Origin of the sequence: Gimesia aquarii (assembly GCF_007748175.1) — a bacterium.
In the GTDB taxonomy this organism is placed as follows: Bacteria; Planctomycetota; Planctomycetia; order Planctomycetales; family Planctomycetaceae; genus Gimesia; species Gimesia aquarii_A.
The window spans coordinates 7086435-7103310 of the sequence record NZ_CP037422.1; the positions used below are offsets into that span (position 1 = coordinate 7086435).

Annotated in this window: 17 protein-coding genes and 3 pseudogenes; 9 read left to right on the forward strand and 11 right to left on the reverse strand. The window is 43.6% G+C overall.

What is annotated here, in order from left to right; translation table 11 throughout:
- The first annotated feature begins 9 nt into the window (after positions 1-9).
- Entirely contained in the window at positions 10-369 is a 360-nt protein-coding gene (locus V202x_RS26695) for a winged helix-turn-helix transcriptional regulator (RefSeq protein ID WP_145180055.1), read from the forward strand.
- Between the two features lie 66 nt (positions 370-435).
- On the opposite strand, the pseudogene V202x_RS26700 reads toward V202x_RS26695, so the two are convergent.
- Positions 436-759: pseudogene (locus V202x_RS26700) on the reverse strand (secondary thiamine-phosphate synthase enzyme YjbQ); the annotation flags it as partial.
- Positions 760-869: 110 nt separating this feature from the next.
- On the opposite strand from V202x_RS26700, the gene V202x_RS28175 reads away from it, so the two are divergent.
- Positions 870-1028, forward strand: coding sequence for a recombinase family protein (locus tag V202x_RS28175; RefSeq protein ID WP_409996694.1), 159 nt, complete (start codon positions 870-872; stop codon positions 1026-1028).
- Between the two features lie 46 nt (positions 1029-1074).
- Here the strand turns inward: V202x_RS28175 and V202x_RS26710 are convergent, their stop codons facing one another.
- The 8 genes and pseudogenes from V202x_RS26710 to V202x_RS26745 all read right to left on the reverse strand — a co-directional run bounded on the left by V202x_RS26710 (position 1075) and on the right by V202x_RS26745 (position 7952).
- Entirely contained in the window at positions 1075-1320 is a 246-nt protein-coding gene (locus V202x_RS26710; RefSeq protein WP_145180061.1) for a hypothetical protein, read from the reverse strand.
- A gap of 98 nt (positions 1321-1418) precedes the next feature.
- A pseudogene (locus V202x_RS26715) lies at positions 1419-1718 on the reverse strand (secondary thiamine-phosphate synthase enzyme YjbQ); the annotation flags it as partial.
- A gap of 98 nt (positions 1719-1816) precedes the next feature.
- A complete protein-coding gene (locus V202x_RS26720) occupies positions 1817-2401 on the reverse strand; it encodes a hypothetical protein (RefSeq protein ID WP_145180065.1) in 585 nt (194 codons plus the stop codon).
- Between the two features lie 17 nt (positions 2402-2418).
- Positions 2419-6165: an HD domain-containing protein gene (locus tag V202x_RS26725; protein ID WP_145180067.1), complete on the reverse strand. Its 3747-nt coding sequence runs from the start codon at positions 6163-6165 to the stop codon at positions 2419-2421.
- Positions 6166-6568: 403 nt separating this feature from the next.
- Positions 6569-7000, reverse strand: a complete 432-nt coding sequence (locus V202x_RS26730) for a hypothetical protein (protein ID WP_145180069.1) — start codon at positions 6998-7000, stop codon at positions 6569-6571.
- A pseudogene (locus V202x_RS28180) lies at positions 7001-7096 on the reverse strand (YjbQ family protein); the annotation flags it as partial.
- 94 nt (positions 7097-7190) lie between these two features.
- A complete protein-coding gene (locus V202x_RS26740) occupies positions 7191-7514 on the reverse strand; it encodes a hypothetical protein (RefSeq protein ID WP_145180072.1) in 324 nt (107 codons plus the stop codon).
- 3 nt (positions 7515-7517) lie between these two features.
- Positions 7518-7952 (reverse strand): secondary thiamine-phosphate synthase enzyme YjbQ, encoded by a 435-nt coding sequence (locus V202x_RS26745; protein ID WP_145180074.1) that lies wholly within the window; start codon positions 7950-7952, stop codon positions 7518-7520.
- A gap of 345 nt (positions 7953-8297) precedes the next feature.
- Here V202x_RS26745 and V202x_RS26750 point away from each other — a divergent pair, with 345 nt between their 5' ends.
- The 3 genes from V202x_RS26750 (at position 8298) to V202x_RS26760 (ending at position 11332) form a co-directional block, all read left to right on the forward strand.
- Complete coding sequence (locus V202x_RS26750; protein ID WP_197993116.1) at positions 8298-8906, forward strand: TetR/AcrR family transcriptional regulator; 609 nt, start codon at positions 8298-8300, stop codon at positions 8904-8906.
- Between the two features lie 66 nt (positions 8907-8972).
- A complete protein-coding gene (locus V202x_RS26755) occupies positions 8973-10037 on the forward strand; it encodes a hypothetical protein (RefSeq protein ID WP_145180078.1) in 1065 nt (354 codons plus the stop codon).
- Positions 10034-11332 (forward strand): Gfo/Idh/MocA family protein, encoded by a 1299-nt coding sequence (locus tag V202x_RS26760; RefSeq protein WP_145180080.1) that lies wholly within the window; start codon positions 10034-10036, stop codon positions 11330-11332. Before V202x_RS26755 ends, V202x_RS26760 begins: the two co-directional genes overlap by 4 nt.
- 101 nt (positions 11333-11433) lie before the next feature.
- On the opposite strand, the gene V202x_RS26765 is transcribed toward V202x_RS26760, so the two are convergent.
- Together V202x_RS26765 and V202x_RS26770 are read right to left on the reverse strand one after the other, a co-directional pair.
- A complete protein-coding gene (locus V202x_RS26765) occupies positions 11434-12477 on the reverse strand; it encodes a 3-deoxy-7-phosphoheptulonate synthase (RefSeq protein ID WP_145180082.1) in 1044 nt (347 codons plus the stop codon).
- Between the two features lie 43 nt (positions 12478-12520).
- Positions 12521-13042 (reverse strand): shikimate kinase, encoded by a 522-nt coding sequence (locus V202x_RS26770; RefSeq protein WP_145180084.1) that lies wholly within the window; start codon positions 13040-13042, stop codon positions 12521-12523.
- A gap of 397 nt (positions 13043-13439) precedes the next feature.
- Between V202x_RS26770 and V202x_RS26775 the strand changes: the two genes are divergently transcribed.
- From V202x_RS26775 to V202x_RS26790, 4 genes are all read left to right on the forward strand, one after another.
- Positions 13440-14012 (forward strand): RNA polymerase sigma factor, encoded by a 573-nt coding sequence (locus tag V202x_RS26775; RefSeq protein WP_145180086.1) that lies wholly within the window; start codon positions 13440-13442, stop codon positions 14010-14012.
- Entirely contained in the window at positions 14005-14454 is a 450-nt protein-coding gene (locus V202x_RS26780; protein ID WP_145180088.1) for a hypothetical protein, read from the forward strand. The genes V202x_RS26775 and V202x_RS26780 overlap by 8 nt, the downstream gene beginning before the upstream one ends.
- A complete protein-coding gene (locus V202x_RS26785; protein ID WP_145180090.1) occupies positions 14454-15671 on the forward strand; it encodes a GspE/PulE family protein in 1218 nt (405 codons plus the stop codon). The genes V202x_RS26780 and V202x_RS26785 overlap by 1 nt, the downstream gene beginning before the upstream one ends.
- 78 nt (positions 15672-15749) lie before the next feature.
- On the forward strand, positions 15750-16838 hold the full coding sequence (locus V202x_RS26790; protein WP_197993117.1) for a type II secretion system F family protein: 1089 nt from the start codon (positions 15750-15752) through the stop codon (positions 16836-16838).
- Positions 16839-16876: the final 38 nt, after the last annotated feature.

Sequence of the window (16876 nt, forward strand, 5' to 3'; positions counted from 1 at the left end):
TAAAAAACCATGAGTGATGAAATCATAGTCTACAGCGAAACATACCCGTCCCGTCGTTTACTCGAAGTGATCGGCAATAAATGGACACCGATCATTCTTTATATTTTAGGACAGGGTACGAAGCGATACGGTGAGTTACAAAGACATTTGCCAGACATCTCAAAGAAGATGCTCACGCAAACTCTGCGAGCGTTGGAGCAGGACGGATTGCTCCAACGCACCGCCTATGATGAAGTGCCTCCCCGGGTTGAATATCATTTGACTCCAATGGGGATTACTTTTCTTGAACTGGTTACAACAATGTGTGAGTGGGCTAAGCGACATCAATCAGAACTGGAAACGGTTGAGTCGAAGCGAAAAAATAAATGAGACGATAACCGAAAATTAGGAATCAGCATCAGAAACATCCCCCAGCAGTATGGACAGATTCTATACTTACTTCCCAATAATCTTCACCAATATTCGTTTTCGCCTACGACCATCGAACTCGTAATAGAAAATATGCTCCCACGGTCCCAGGTGCAGTTTACCATCGGTAATCGCAACAACAACTTCACGACCCATGATCTGGCGTTTGTGGTGGGCGTCGGCGTTGTCTTCACCTGTCCGATTGTGAAGATAACCACCGGTGTCAGGATCACTGCCCGCATCAAACGGAGCCAGATCCTCCAGCCAACGGTCATAGTCTGCATGTAGCCCCGACTCGTTATCGTTGATGAAAACAGATGCCGTGATATGCATTGCGTTCCTTAAACACATTACGTAACACACTGACTTTTGTCGTGTTTGGGCAAACAATCTCACCGACATCCCAAGGTCCGCGCTCAAAGAACATCATACCTCCAGAACTTCGAAATGTGTACGCCGAAGTGGTTGCCAAGGCCTTTGAACTTAAAGATCAGGGGATGACTCATATTGAAGTCTGCGAAGCTTTGAACGATCTTGGGTTCAGGACTCGAAGAGGGAAACCTTGGCGATATCCGCAGCAGATTGTGAAGTTACTGCGTTCGTTTGACGATGAAGACTGATTCGTGACCATTCCACCGACATGAATATAACAGACGACCTACCCACCTATTGCTTCCTCTTCACGAACTCCAAGTCTTCGTCACTCTCGTGCTCAAACACCCAACCCATACCTTCCACTTCAAGCATGTAGCCCTCGGTCGTGCCAAGCCATTCTTCCGGCGACTCCCAACCTTCCGGAACTCCCGGCAGGCCAAGAACGAACAGCACCTTCCCCGGTGATCCTGCCAATGAGATGTAGTCGCCGGGCCGAATGTCTTCTCCTGTTTGGTAGTGCGTTGCATAGAAGGTCATGGGTTTGTCTCGCCAGAAAGATTAAGAACTCACTAGTCAACGCTACGAATTAAGTGCTTAGACAGATTTTATTGTAAATAGGTTCATTTTGCTGTCAGTTATTCTCCAATAATCTTCACCAATATCCGCTTTCGCCTGCGGCCATCGAACTCGTAATAAAAAATGTGTTCCCAAGGTCCCAGATGCAGTTTACCATCTGTGATGGCAACGACCACTTCGCGGCCCATGATTTGGCGTTTGTGATGGGCGTCGGCGTTGTCTTCTCCTGTGCTATTGTGGTGGTAGCGTTCGGGACTGGGATCAAAGGGAGCCAGCTCTTCGAGCCAATTGTCATCGTCATAATACAGGCCCGACTCGTTGTCGTTAATGAAAACAGAGGCGGTTATATTCATTGCATCACTAACTCAAACACATTGCGTAACACACTAGCTTTTGTCGTCTCTGGCACCACTGAGAACAAGGAGCAATAAACTTCATTCACTCAGTAGTTGAGCAATTAATCAGAGTTTAATCCTGAGTTAAGAATTATGTGCCCAGCCACTAATATTAACAGAATTACCTCCAAAATTATTAGACAGAGTCCAAAATTACCAAAATCCATTTTCGATTTCTGAATAGCAAGAACAAGGAAGAATGCACCTGCAAATGGGAAAGCGAATAGATCAATAGATATTTGTATCAGCTTACGCGCAAAACGACCTTTATATGATCTATGAATAGTTTCCCACTCAAGTACAGAAAAAGAATCTAAGCCTTCAAGTCTTTCAAAATGTTTCTTTAACTGATTTTCTGTGTATCTAGCAATTCTTGTGATAGCGCGGTCATTTATACTATAGGTCCAACCTAATATGATCGAAATCCAAGGGCCAGCAAGTAAACATAGAGCTCTTTCAGAATCCTTGCTATCCAAACTGTTATCGAAAAGGCTAAAACCCAATAGAGCTCCCATTGAGGCGAGTGTTACATAGAGTAAGTTGTCTCGGAACCCGATTCTGGCCGATTGTTCAGACTTTAATACTTGATATTCTCTTGAGAGAGACTCAAATCGAATCCAATTTTTATATTCATTTTCATTTGGCATATTTTAGCTCTCCACCATCACTGACATACTTTGTGACGTTTCCCAGGTACTAACTCTGAACGAGTACCTCTCTTTCCTATATTAGGATAATATTTGAACATACCAGCAAAAGCTTCTTCATGCTGTAACCACTGACGGGTTGAATTAAACTCTAAATCTGCCCATTCTAAACATTGATCCTTTAAGATTTTTAGGAATCGATCTCTACCAGCTGCCCTACCAATTTCTCTGCTGAGCTTGGTATAGAATTTATCCCACGCTTCTTTCTTTGTTTCTTCAGAGTACATACTAAAGTACCATTTTGCATATACAACTAATTGAATCAGTGCATCAACCTTGTCTAAAAAGTTTGCAATGCGCCCATTGATCCCAATACATTCCTCCGCCTTACTCCATCTAATATGAAGTTTTTGGAAACCAGTGAATCCCGAAAGCATATTTACGTTATTTAAAATCTCTACTAAATTTGACTCTTGTGATCGATGTTCACCACCCGGGTTTTGTCCTTCCATATCTGATGGTCGATCTCCTGTAAATGCTTCGGCAATATCATGTATCAATAGTATTCGGATGATCTCAGACTTTGAATACTCTTTATTATCCTCTTCTGTAAGGTCTCTAGGAGGAGCTTCTGGTAAAAGTAATTCCGCTAAAATCATTGAACTCCAAGAATGATCTGCTACAGATTCTACTCTTCCTTGGAGACTTAATTTTTCCATCCATCCTGAGCGAGGTGTATCAAGTTTTAACTCATACAGTTTTGTGAGATATATGAATGGTGATGTAAAACTATTTGGTTGAAGAAATCGATAAGTCATTCGGGAATATGCCCAAACGGGTCTTGCTCGAACATTATCATTTGATGACTTGTAGCATTTTTCAACGATACCACGAACTCGTCTCCTACATTTTAATTGCTCTTCTGTCCAATTTGTTTCTTCATGTTCTTGACGGGTGTTTGCTAGAGCACAAATCGTTGCTAATTCTACATCGAATAGCGCATATGGCTGGCGGCGACGAGTCATTGATTTAAGTAGCCGCTCCTCAACAGCATCGAGAGTTCGCGGGAACGGGACAAAAGGGTCTTTTCGATCTGCAAAATTACTTATAAAATCGTGATGAAACCACCGATCTCCGTAATATTCCAGATGAAAACCACAAGCGATATCACGCCAAGTTTTGTTTCTCATGCTTATTAAAAATTTTTCGCACAATTCATCTCTATTCTTTTTGTTACCTACGATCATCTGACTAATAAGTAAAGTGCATTGCAACATATGCAACTTGGCTTCTTCGAGTTCTAGTGTCTCCTGATTTGTTGTGAAGATACGCTCGAACGCATCTTTAGAAAAGTATTTTGCGTGTAGATTAGCAAGTTGGTTTCGTACTTCATGTGAGTGCTCCTCAAATCGGCCTAGTAAATAGCATAGATGAGTTAATTCAAGTGGAACTGCTTCAGCCCCTTTACAAATAGCTACAATAGCTGCCAAAACTGATTGTTGTCTTCCATCATTTAGAAACCATTTACAGTGCATGTTTGTATCTGCCGGGAAAAGTTTCCCGGAAAGCTGCTTCTCCTGCCAGATTTCTACTGACTGATCTATCTCCTCATCTAAAAGGTCTTCAGTTATTTGAGGTAACTCAGAACCGATATCAGTAAGTGTCATTATTACATATCTTGCGTGAAAGAATGACCAAATAACTGGATGACCAGATAGAAGCTTCCAGCATCGTATTTGGTAACGGAGAGAAGGGTCATCTTGTTTAGCTACATCACGCAAATATAGATATCGCGAAATATTATTCATCTCATTTTCAACGCTATCAGCTGGATCAGGGCACTGAGATGAAAGATGAAATTCTATTCTGCGCCGGAGAAATGCATCGAGAGCATAAGAAAAACACATTTCATCGTTATCTGCGGCAGTAGCCAAAATATCTAGCCGAAGAAGGTCAATGCGACGAAGGTCGGAATTCTTGACTCGTCTGAAAAGTTCATTGGAACTCATTGAAACATGGTTCCAGCCGCGATGTGCGCTATTTAAGAAATCATGAAACCGTAAGAAGTACTTACACAGTTGTTTTGATTGGTCTACAGAAATCGAATTAAGCTGAAGGTAATGACCTTTCTTTTCAGGCAATCCAATAACATACCTGCGTTCCTTGATGTTTAGTTTTCGCTCTAATTCATCAAGAAAACCAATTCCCAAAACACGAATACCACTAAGTTGCTCAATTTGTCGAAAAAATTCACGGTGTATCTTAGGGACTCTCTCGCGTTGATGCTGATCATAACCGTCAACAAAAAGAAACAAAGTGTGAGTGGAGCTGTTTATAACTTCTAATAGTTTAGAAATGTCATTTTCAAGAGCCTGATGGATCAGCTCTCTTGTTTCTGATTCATCCATACCACGTATTTCGTCATATTGGTGGAGGTTTAGATAATCAACATGTATATTCGAATCATTTCGTGTGGCTCGACGTCCAATAAGAGCTAATACTGAGAGTAGAGAGGTCTTCCCACTTCCAGGAGCACCAAATACAGGTAAAGAGTGATTATTGTCACTTTGTGTTAGTATATACTTCCAAAGTGATTCGCAGAATGTTTCGTCAGAGAAATTCGTGAGTAGTTTTTTCAGATCGTCGTTAACTGTAGTAACACATGAGATGAGCTGGGAGAAGATTTTCACAGAGTCGGAGAAGAGATCGTCGGGTAGATATTGCATTACCCGCACATAATCGGGCAGTTCTGACGACCACATAAATTGATAAGCATCATCTGTATCAATAATCGGTACAAGATGTTCTCCATCCAATGCGACAATTTGCTCATGGAGAAGACCTGCAGATACTAGATTCCACAAGAAGGATGCTGCTGTTTTGCAGGCATATTTTGTCCATGTTGGAGATCTTTTAAATCCAACGATGTCACTCACACCCCGAACAGACATTAAGTCTGTATTTCTACCGAAGTTTCGAACTGCATTGTAAACACCGCTAAGTTCCATTTCGACAGTGTGAGCATCTTTGGCAAAAGTTTGCCAGAGTTCAAATAGTTTTGTGTCTTTAACTAATGTGTTATTACTGAATGCAGATCCTGAAATGACCTTGGGGCGTCGATTTTTTAGCGTATCGGAAAAATGAAAAGCAATGTTGTCGTGGATCTCTTTTCTATTTTCGCCGTAGTAACACTCATGGTTGAAAGACTCAGCCACTTCTATATTGGGGCGAGGAGCACCTATACTTTGTTCGCTATTCCACCCATCCAACCTTTGATTAAAAGCACTAATATTAGTCGAGAGACTTTCAACCCAGACACTCAATGGTCCTCCCGCAGCCCTAAATGAAGTCTGTTTTCCTTCCAACGCCGCACTCACCGACAGGTCGTTAACTCGCGTGGTAAGATATACATCCCCTAGTGTAAAATCATCTTCTGCAACACCGCCAGCAATACCACATAATAGTACCCATGATGGTCTAAAATTCTGAATGACTTTAATCGTGAGAGATTGAGCATCAAGATTTCCTTGGTTTGCAACTTGCGCAGTCGCTATATGCCACTGATGCTCCCGTACATCCTTGATAGTCGAGTAGTAATACACTAATGGTGCATTTGATTCAGGGTCATGCCCAATTATTGAACTTGCTGGCTTGAAGTGCTCATTTATGGCATCGCGTTCACAGTCGAGTATTGTAATGATTACAATGTCTATCAATTCTCTCACTTCTTCAATGTCGTACTCTTTCTTTTGGGGCTCGCTCATATTGTATTCCAACTAATTAATACAGCAGTAATTTTAGTCCAGTTCATTCATATCTTGTTGGTGGTCTTAATATTTTTACTTGGATTAATAAGTATTTGCAGACAATATCTAATCAATCACATTTGCTAAACAGGCTGCAAAAACAAAGAGAATGCTAATATAATTGAAAATTTGATATGAAGGTCTGTGCTTGAATCGTGTTGATTGTTACGAATGAAGCATAGTCAAAGCATCTTAAGTTTCGATTCACTTTTTTGTACACTTACTATTACATAAACGCAAACGCACAGTCAATTGACACGCCTATGTCCACTAAGATGATTTTGTTGATCAAGGATGAAAGTTTACAATGTCAGGGCGATTTTCTGACTAATCTGATCAACTATGAATTCGCTGAACGCATTCAGAACTCGCATCGGCAAGGCTCTGGAGGCCCCCAGATCGTGAAGTTGCTTCGGTCATTCACTAGAGCGGAAATATGGTTAAGTAAAAAAGAGACTATCAATCGGATGACTACGGCCAACACGATTCCAAGGGTGTTGAAAATAACGGCCATAGCAACCAGCGAACAAATCAGACCACCGCTCATGCATGTTGTCGGCATTACTGTGTTCCAGACAACAAATACAACAACGGCTACGGCTGCTGCCCAATACACTCCAACAAACGGAATTGAGACGTGGGGAAGCAAGAGAGCAACGACTCCAAGGACGAGAAATATTGCCAACCCCCAATCGATCCCTTCGTAACTCTGAGCAGGGACTTCATCACTTGGTTCGCTGCATGTATTCGACTTTTCTGTAACCATCATTTCATCCAACTTGATTGGAGACAATCACTCTCCAATAATCTTCACCAATATCCGTTTCCGCCGCCGGCCATCAAATTCGTAATAAAAGATATGCTCCCACGGTCCCAGGTGCAGTTTACCATTTACCAGACACATTATGTCACACCCTGCCTTTTGTCGTGTCTGGGAAAACGAGGGCAAATCCAGGTTCAGTCTATTTTCCCGCAAACGATTTCTATTCATATTGCTCTAACAATTGCTGCCACCAAGTGTCTAGCCTCTCTTCATCGTATGCAGTCATAAGTTTAGCCAATTGCCCCGATGCCTGTGATTTCAATTTAATGTTTATGTCTGGCTCTAAGAACCACAACCATCCAAGCAGCTCTTGGGGGCTTGGTGGACTTCCATCTGGGCACCAGTCAAACGAAGATTCGTTGACACCAATTGTAGTACCGAAGATTGCCTTGAGGCATGAAAGACGGTCTTCTACCCTTTCGACTTCGGAAACTTTTGATAACTGTACTCGGCGAGATACTGACGAACTATCACTCAAATCCATAACTCACTCCCCAATAATCTTCACCAATATCCGCTTCCGCCTGCGGCCGTCGAACTCATAATAAAAAATGTGTTCCCACGGCCCTAGGTGCAGTTTACCATCGGTAATCGCAACAACAACTTCACGACCCATGATCTGGCGTTTGTGGTGGGCGTCGGCGTTGTCTTCACCTGTCCGATTGTGAAGATAACCACCGGTGTCAGGATCACTGCCCGCATCAAACGGAGCCAGATCCTCCAGCCAACGGTCATAGTCTGCATGTAGCCCCGACTCGTTATCGTTGATGAAAACAGAGGCCGTGATATGCATTGCGTTAATGAGTATTAATCCATCGGTAACCCCACTTTCTTCGACCAACTGTTCCACATCATTATGAATAGAAACAATCTGCCGCCGTTGGGGAATATCCATCCAGAGCTCTTTAGTGAGTGATTTCATGTTACAAAGTTACTCCCGTTCTTTGATATTTTCAGAGAGTATGCTGGTGTAGTTCCCCTGATTTACAGGAAACGAGTTTAGCCTGTGGCCATCGCAACCCATTAAGTAATTGCTAAAAAGAAGATCGAGCCGCAGACAGAGACAAATCAATCAAGAAAATCATATTCGTGTTGTGACTACTGAAACGCTCTCTCAATATAAAGAAACATTTCAATAAAGAGTAGAGATCTCAAGCTCCACCACAATGACAGTTTTTTTTAGAAACTCGGATATTATCTCATTCTGCTCTTGACTAGACTGACAATCTAGATCAACATTCTAATCATGAATAATAAGTCTAACAACATGTTACGAGCAAAAAGTGGACGTCGCATCTCGACGGAACAGCGACGGCGTGAAATTCTTGATGCTGCACTAGCCTGTTTTTTAGATCATGGTGTGGCAGGCACCACAATCGAACAAATTCGAATCGCTTCAAAGGCCAGCCACGGTAGCATCTACCATCTGTTTCGCAGCAAGGATGAAATTGCACTCACTCTCTTCGTCAAAGGGATGCATGACTATCATCGAAAGATCTTGCAGGCTTTGGAGAATGAATCTACAGCTTATGGCTGCATTCGTGCCATGATTACCACCCACTTGCAAGATGTGAAAGATGACCCACCGCTGGCCCTTTATCTAACACGACTTGGGATGGCTGACGATCTCGGAGAAATCAGTGAACAATATCGATCATTGAATGACGATTATGTTCAATCCGTTTGGCCACACTTCGAACCGTTTGTCAAGCAGGGTGAGATTGTTCGACATTCTCCAGAACTTTATATTTCATTAATCGTTGGTCCCGCCATTCATTTATGTCGAAGCTGGCTCCGCGGGCGCGTTGATCAGGACCTACTCTCCGCGACCAACACTTTAGTGGAAGCCGCGTGGATGTCGTTGCAGCCAAAATGAAGTTATTTCGAAATGGGAACATTCATTGAGTGGTACTCCTAACATAACCAACATCAAGAGCATAAAATGAACTCATTTTTTTGCACAAAACAAGGTGCTATTACCTACCTGCTGACATTCAGTATCACCTTGGCCTTGATGTTCAGATCGAGTCTGTTTGCTGACGATTCAAAATCGAGTCGAATTACTGGTTCAAAAGTCGAGAACGCGCTCCTTAAACCAAACAGTAAGAAAGACAGTTTTAATTTCGAAACGAAACAGATGCAGGGAACGATTCGTCTGGATGGCCCCTACCATGGAGTCACTCGACTGATCGATAAGCGCACGAGAAAACAAGTCATTGATGAGAGATATTCTGCTCTGAATTTCTACAAATTGATGTCCGTCAATCAAGTCATGGGTGAGCCGCGGAAGATGGAACGCACGATCAAATATGGCGAGCATTGGGTCGAAGTGAAATGGGCCCCGACTGAGTCACATCAGGCCGTTCTCACAGCACGATATGAAGTAGTTGAGCCGAACGCCATCGATCTCACATTGACAGTTCAATCACGGGGAACATACTCGGGCTACGAAGTGTTTATGCCTAATTATTTTAACAAGTCATTCCGACCCTACATCTATTTATGGACACGCGGCCGTCAGGCAGAAGAACTTGTCTTACCGCGAGTCAACGATGTCTTTCGTGAAACGGTATTGGTTTTTCCTCGTGATGCCCACGCAGCACGGTACTGTATCGATGGTCGTTGGGATCGAAGTGAATGGAACCGGTCCACGGTTCAGATGTGTCCTGTGCGCCATTATGCACGTTGCTTCGCCTTCATGGCAGATAAAGAAAAACAATTGGGAGTTGTGCTGATGTCGCAACCTCAGGATTGTTATGCGATTAGTACACGATACCATGCTGACAAAGACTCTGAGCGCCTCACTTCTTACAGTGCGTTCGACTTCTCACTGTTCGGGGATAATCTGATACCAGGTGATAAGAGAACAGTTAAAGTTCGTTTGGCTTTGACTGCCTTGGATCGAAACATGTCACAACCATTGAAGCTTTACCAGGCATTCACGGCAGAGAGGAATGATCGGCGAAATCAATCGAAGCAACTCAACTCAGAAGAGGTGACACCATGAATGATGCACAAGATTCCCAAACGTCGCGTCGAAAATTTCTACATTCATCGGCTTCTGCTGCGGTAGGCGGGGCATTGGCTTCTCAGATTGGTTTTCCGGCTATCGCCTCTGGTACGGGGAATACCGAAACACTCCGGATCGGGCTGATTGGCTGTGGTGGACGCGGGTCTGGAGCTGCTTTAAATGCCTTGAAAGCCGACAATAATGTTGAACTCTCTGCTATGGGTGATGTTTTCAAAGACAATCTTGAATCGAGCTTGAACCTGCTTCAAAAGGAACTACCGGAAAAAATAAAAGTGCCTGCGAATCAACGATTTGTCGGCTTTGATGCCTATCAGAAAGTGATTGACAGCGACGTCGATATTGTGTTGCTGGCCACGCCACCTGGTTTTCGACCTTTGCATCTTAAAGCTGCTGTTGAAGGTGGCAAACATGTGTTTATTGAAATCACTGCTGCAATCGACGCCCCCGGCGTTCGTTCTGTGCTGAAGTCGTCTGAGTTGGCCCGGGCAAAAGGCCTCACAATCGTCTCTGGATTTTGCTGGCGATATAATCATAGTCTTCAGGCAACAGCAGAACAGATTCGTGCAGGCGCTATCGGAGAAGTTCGCGCACTGTACGCCACCTATTATCGTGGTGCACTCCATCATAAATATAATGGAGAACGCACATCTGAAATGACTGATATGGAATGGCAGATTCGCGACTGGTATAACTATCTTTGGCTTTCCGGCGATGTGACCCTCTTGCTTTCTGGCGCACACAGCGTCGATAAAATGTCCTGGTGGCTCAATGATGTCATGCCGACCGCGGCCGTTGCCCTCGGGAGCCGCGCGATTCCCTCTGAAGCAAACACGTTTGATAACGGCTTTGTTGTTTACGAATATGCCAACGGTATTCGAGGATTTCTCGGCTGTCGATCACAGGATGGATGTTATACATCAAACGGAGATTACATCATCGGCACAAAAGGAATTTGCAAAATCGCCCGAACCCCCGTCATTGAGGGGGAAACCAATTGGCGCTATCGTGGCGTGAAAAACAACATGTACCAAACTGAACACGATGAACTCATCGCCTCAATTCGTACCGGAAAGCCGATCAATGATGGCACGAGAATGGCTCGCACAACAATGATGGCCATTTTAGGTAGGATGGCCGCCTACACAGGTAAAAGAATTACATGGGAGCAGGCTCTTAACTCAGAGCAAAAGCTTGTACCTGATGAACTGGACTGGGATCTTAAAATCGATCAACCTCCGTTAGCTGTACCGGGGTTGACAAGGTTTATTTAATTCTTTTTTTAGGTTTCCAATCTGCCGTGCTACACCGAGCCTGATAGAATTGTTGATGACCTTTTCACAGATTTTTTACCGGCTCTGGTAGTAGAGACCGGCTAAGCCAGTTTTTCGTGGGCAGTCAGAATCAAACTTTCGGTTTCTTCCCAGTCGATACACTCATCAGTGATGGAAACACCATACTGTAGCTGTGACAGATCGTCTGTCAGTTTTTGGTTACCAGCATGCAGGTTGCTTTCCAGCATTAAACCGATAATTGTTTCGTTACCGGCGACGCGCTGGTCAATCACATCATTCCATACAATGCCCTGATTACGATAATCCTTGTTGGAATTGGCATGGCTACAATCGACCAAAAAATGAGGAGAAAGCCCTGCCGATCTGAGTCGATCGGCGGCAGCCTTCAAATGTTCCCGTTGGTAATTTGGCCCAGAGCGTCCACCACGTAAAATCAGATGTCCCCAAGGATTTCCTTTGGTATTTATAACACAGGTCTGTCCATCTGCATCAATACCCAGAAAGCTATGTGGGCTTTGTGCTGCAAGCATGGCATTTAATGCGACATCCAGACTGCCATCGGTACCATTCTTATAACCGACGGGCATTGATAATCCGCTGGCCATCTGACGGTGTGTCGGCGATTCTGTAGTACGTGCACCAATAGATGCGATCGAAATGACATCCGCAATATATTGAGGTGTAATCGGTTCCAACATTTCCGTTGCCGTAGGAAGTCCAATTTCACCAATTTGGAGTAATAACTGACGGGCAATCTTTAAACCAGAGGAAACATCAAAGGTCCCATCCAGATGTGGGTCATTAATGAGGCCTTTCCAACCGACAGTGGTGCGTGGTTTTTCGAAATAAACCCGCATGATCAAAAACATGTGGTCGTCAACTTTTGAAGAGAGCTCTTTCAAACGTTTGGCATATTCGACAGCTGCCTGGGGATCATGAATTGAGCAGGGACCAACCACGACGATCAGTCGCTGGTCTTCTCCAGAAAGGATGCGCTTGATATTTTCACGCGATTCACCGACTGTCTGAGTCACTTTATCCGTACGTTTGTAAGTCTCTTTGAGTTCCTTAGGAGCAACGAGACGGATCGAATCATGAACGTTGACGTTTTGTATGGGTAGCATCGGTTCTTCAATCGTTTTCATTCATATTAAGTGAAGTAATCTATTAGAAAGCCAGTTGCTGACAGATTTGGGAGACCACTTCCTGTGGAGTGAGTTTGGAGCCATCTATCTTTATTTGTGCGTACTTTTCATAAAGTGCATATCGACTCTTATACAGTTCAGCCAGGCTCGTTCCTGGTTCTATCAACACACCCCGGTCAAAGGCATCTGAAATACGTTGTTCCAGCACTTCAGGAGACACATCCAGCCATACTATCGTACCAAGAGAACGAAGATGTTGCATGGCTTCATTACTATAACAGACACTTCCTCCCGTAGAAATGATCGATCCTGCCGATTGAATGGATTGAACGTACGCAGACTCAATTTTGCGAAATCCCTCTGCAGAATGCGCGGAGATAATCTCTATAAGTCTTTGAGACTCGCCGGACTCTATCAATTCATCCGTATCAAGGAATGGAAAGCCTGTCTGTTCAGACAGTAGTTTACCGACTGTCGATTTTCCTGACCCGGGCATACCAATGAGTACAACCCCTCGTGCAGAGGGATTGTCGTTTGGGACCATCACTATTTCTCCCCAAGATTGAATAAGGGAAGTCTAGAAATTGCTCGCAAAATGTCTTTTGTGAATTCTAAGGCCAAAAACATAAATGGTGCATCTTCAACATATATAATGACTTATGTAATATAAGCATAATATGTGTTCGAAAATTAATAAAAAATCTAATAAAGAGAAAACAAATAATCTCACAATTATTGTCTAATAGTGTCTAAGTGGAAGTTAAGTTGAAAGTTAAATAGTTATTATCTAGTTGAAATGAACACAAGCATCAGTTTGATGTTTATAGAAATTTCGCGGGAATTTTGCTCGTCAAAACATCTTAACAATTCTGTTAAGACATTGTTGTTATGTTTCTATAACGGCAATCTGAGTTATTCTGAAGCTTGAAGAATCGAATTCAATGGTGGAAAAACTGTCACCTGTCAAGTTTGCCGCAAAGATACGCTGTTGTGCCAACGATCTCGATGATCATGGTGTCAGTAAGTTAGGTTCGCTTTACGATTTAACGGCGCATCGTCTCATCAGGTATGCAGTGACGGTCACAAAGAACACAGCTGATGCAGAGGACGCAATTCAAGCAACAATGGTGCGGATCGCCATGAGACCCAAAATTTTGGCAACGGCACAGCAACCTTGGGCCTATTTATTGAGAGTCACAAGAAACGAAGCATTAAGAATTTTACAAAAACGAAAACCATTACAAATCTTCTCACAGTGCAAACAGCTCTGGTCACGAGATTCTGCAACTGTGGAAGAGAATGACGAGGCACAAGTAATCAGGCGGGCATTAAAACGGCTTCCGACGAACCAGTCGGAAGTTGTCGTTTTAAAGATTTGGGAGGATATGACATTTGCTGAAATTGCCAATGTGCTGGATGAATCGCCCAATACCGTGGCCAGTCGCTATCGTTATGCACTCCAAAAGCTAGATAATTACCTGCGTCCCACGACGCGTGAGGATATCAATGTTTGAGTTTGAAGACCATCATTTTCTAGAAGAAAAATTAGCGAAAGCTGGCGCCGCTTCTGTCCATTCTTTGCGGAACAGTCATCGTCAGCAAGTGCTGAATGCAGCACGTCAGGCGCGCACTCGAAGAAATCGCTTGCAAAGTCTGGCTGTAATTTCCATGCTCTTTTTCGTAATGACTCTTTTCTTTTCCACGAAAACTCCAGAGCTGAGAGAAAGTGCCTCCTCTCATCATGCTCCCGCTTGGCCCAAGACCATTTATGCAAGAGGCAGTCAAGTTTTAGGACTCTCTACCACAACTTCACAGCCAGGGGCAATTAAGACTGATTGGAATTCTGTGCAGGCGACTCTCAAACAATCCTGTGAATGGGGGCTTGTTGACGCCGTCGTTCGCTTTCGGGATGAGCGTGCAGGAACGATTGAGCAGATCTTTGATCGAGGCGATTAATGCAGGAGACCTTGTCCCAACACTTTCAAGAGCAGCTTCCTGAAAAAGCAGAGAGCCATCCCGAATTTGTAACTGAGTTGGTAGATTTAATTTTAAATCAGGCTCAAGCCATCAATGCCAGCGATATTCACTTGCTACCCACTGAAAATCAAATGCGTATGGATTGGCGCATCGATGGTGTATTGCATCACGTAGCTGATTTTTCACATGAATTAGCACCACGAATTACCGCACGCTTAAAAGTGATTTCACATTTATTGACATATCGTACCGATGTTCCTCAAGAAGGGCGAATTCGTCAGCAAGGGGAACAAGCGGTGGAAACGCGGATCAGTACTTTCCCCACGCTTTATGGAGAAAAGGTTGTAGTGCGCTTGTTTGTCGGGTCAGGACAGTACAAGCACCTGGAAAGTCTGAACTTGCCTGACGAAATTCTCACAGACTTGAAACACTTACTTACCCAGACCGGTGGAGTCGTCTTGATGACCGGTCCCGCAGGCAGTGGAAAAACAACAACCATCTATGCCTGTTTACGTGAAATTATACAGCAATCGCAGGGTTCAAGAAGTTTGGCTTCACTTGAAGATCCGATTGAAGTCGTTGTGCCTACAGTGGCCCAATCACAGGTGAACCCATCCGCTGGATTTGATATGGTTTTGGGACTGCGATCATTGCTGAGACAGGACCCTGAAGTGATCATGGTTGGAGAAATCCGTGATCGTGAGACGGCAGAAACGGTTTTTCAGGCGTCGCTATCAGGGCATCTGGTTGTGACCACATTTCATGCGGGTAGTGCAGCTGAGGCTGTCAGCCGCCTGTCAGATATGGGAATTGAGCCTTACTTACTACGTAGCGGATTATTAGCAATTCTAAGTCAGCGCCTCTTGAGGCGTCTTTGCTCATGTGCACAATTTTCAGCCAAGGAAGAGGATCGTCTGGGTTTGCATGTTGAGAAATGGAAAGTACCCACAGGATGTTCTGATTGCGGTCAGACCGGTTACCTGGGTCGAGTTGTTCTGACAGAAATGCTTCAGCCGAATCACGTTGATGTGACGAATGCGATTTTAAATCGGGCAGATTCGTCTGCATTACACCAGCTGGCAGTTCAATCAGGAATGCGCACACAGTGGGATCGTGCATTGCAGGCAGTCAACCAGGGAATTACAAGCCCTGCAGAAGTACGACGAATTTTGGGTATGACTCGCACGGAAACCTAAATGAGGTGACCTGATTAACAAACGACAAAGATTAAAAACAATACTGAAATAATCGTTTCTATCTAAGAGAGTATGAACATGAATTCGAGAGAAGGTTCAGAACCATCGAATCCAATGGAAACGAAATTTGAACTTGATGAATTGATTGCCTTGAATGAAGAAATCATTTCATTAGTCCAGGCAGGGATACCACTGGAATTAGGTTTGCGAGAAATGGGCAATGAACTCCCTGATCGTTTGGGAAAGATCAGTTCAAAATTAGCGAACCGGATGGAACGAGGTAGTTCATTATCTGAAGCGATGAATTCTGAAGGCTCTCAGTTTCCCAAAGTTTATCGAGTGATTGTCGAGGCGGGAATCAAATCTGGAAAGTTAACGGTGGCATTGGAGGAAATGTCAAATTATGCCTGGGAACTGTTTCATTTAAGACGTCAGATCGGCATGGCAATGGTTTATCCGCTGATCGTATTTAGTCTAGTTTATGGTTTGTTTCTAATTTTTCTGTTCGAAATGCTTTCGCGCTTCAATATGGCTTATGAAATATTTCGGTTCGAACAATCTCGACCATTACATTTTTTAAATACAATGGAATCAACAATCATTTACTGGGGGTTAATTCCACCATTATTACTGTTTCTATTTGTCATCTTATGGATGCGAACAGGTAGCTCCCAGTTACTCAACTTTAAAGGTACCAGTCGCCTGGTCGGATGGATCCCTGGAGTTCATAAAATTGCTAATTATTATCGCTATGGCAACTTTTCGGAGTTACTTTCGCTCTTGATTCAACAGAATATCCCCTTTGCCGAATCCATCGTGTTGTCAGCGGAGGCAACCGGCGATGATCAATTAGTGAAATCTGCGAATCTTATGGCAGAGAGACATTTAAAATCTCAACAGGAAACCAGTGAGTCAGCAAAAGAATATGGCTGGCCGCCACTGTTAACCTGGCTATTGACAACAAAAAATCAACAGGGTGAGTTAAGTCTCGCATTAAAAAACGCTGCAGATATGTATCGGAGAAAAGCGACCAATTATACACGCTGGTTCAGGGTCCTATTTCCCATTTTTACCGGAGCAATCATCGGGGGGGGAGCTGTTTTGTGTTATTCTCTCGTTTTATTTCTACCGTTCTCCGATATGCTTAAACAATTGGCAGAGCCTTAAAGTTCTAGATCTAAAGAAGAGTGAATTACTTTTAATTT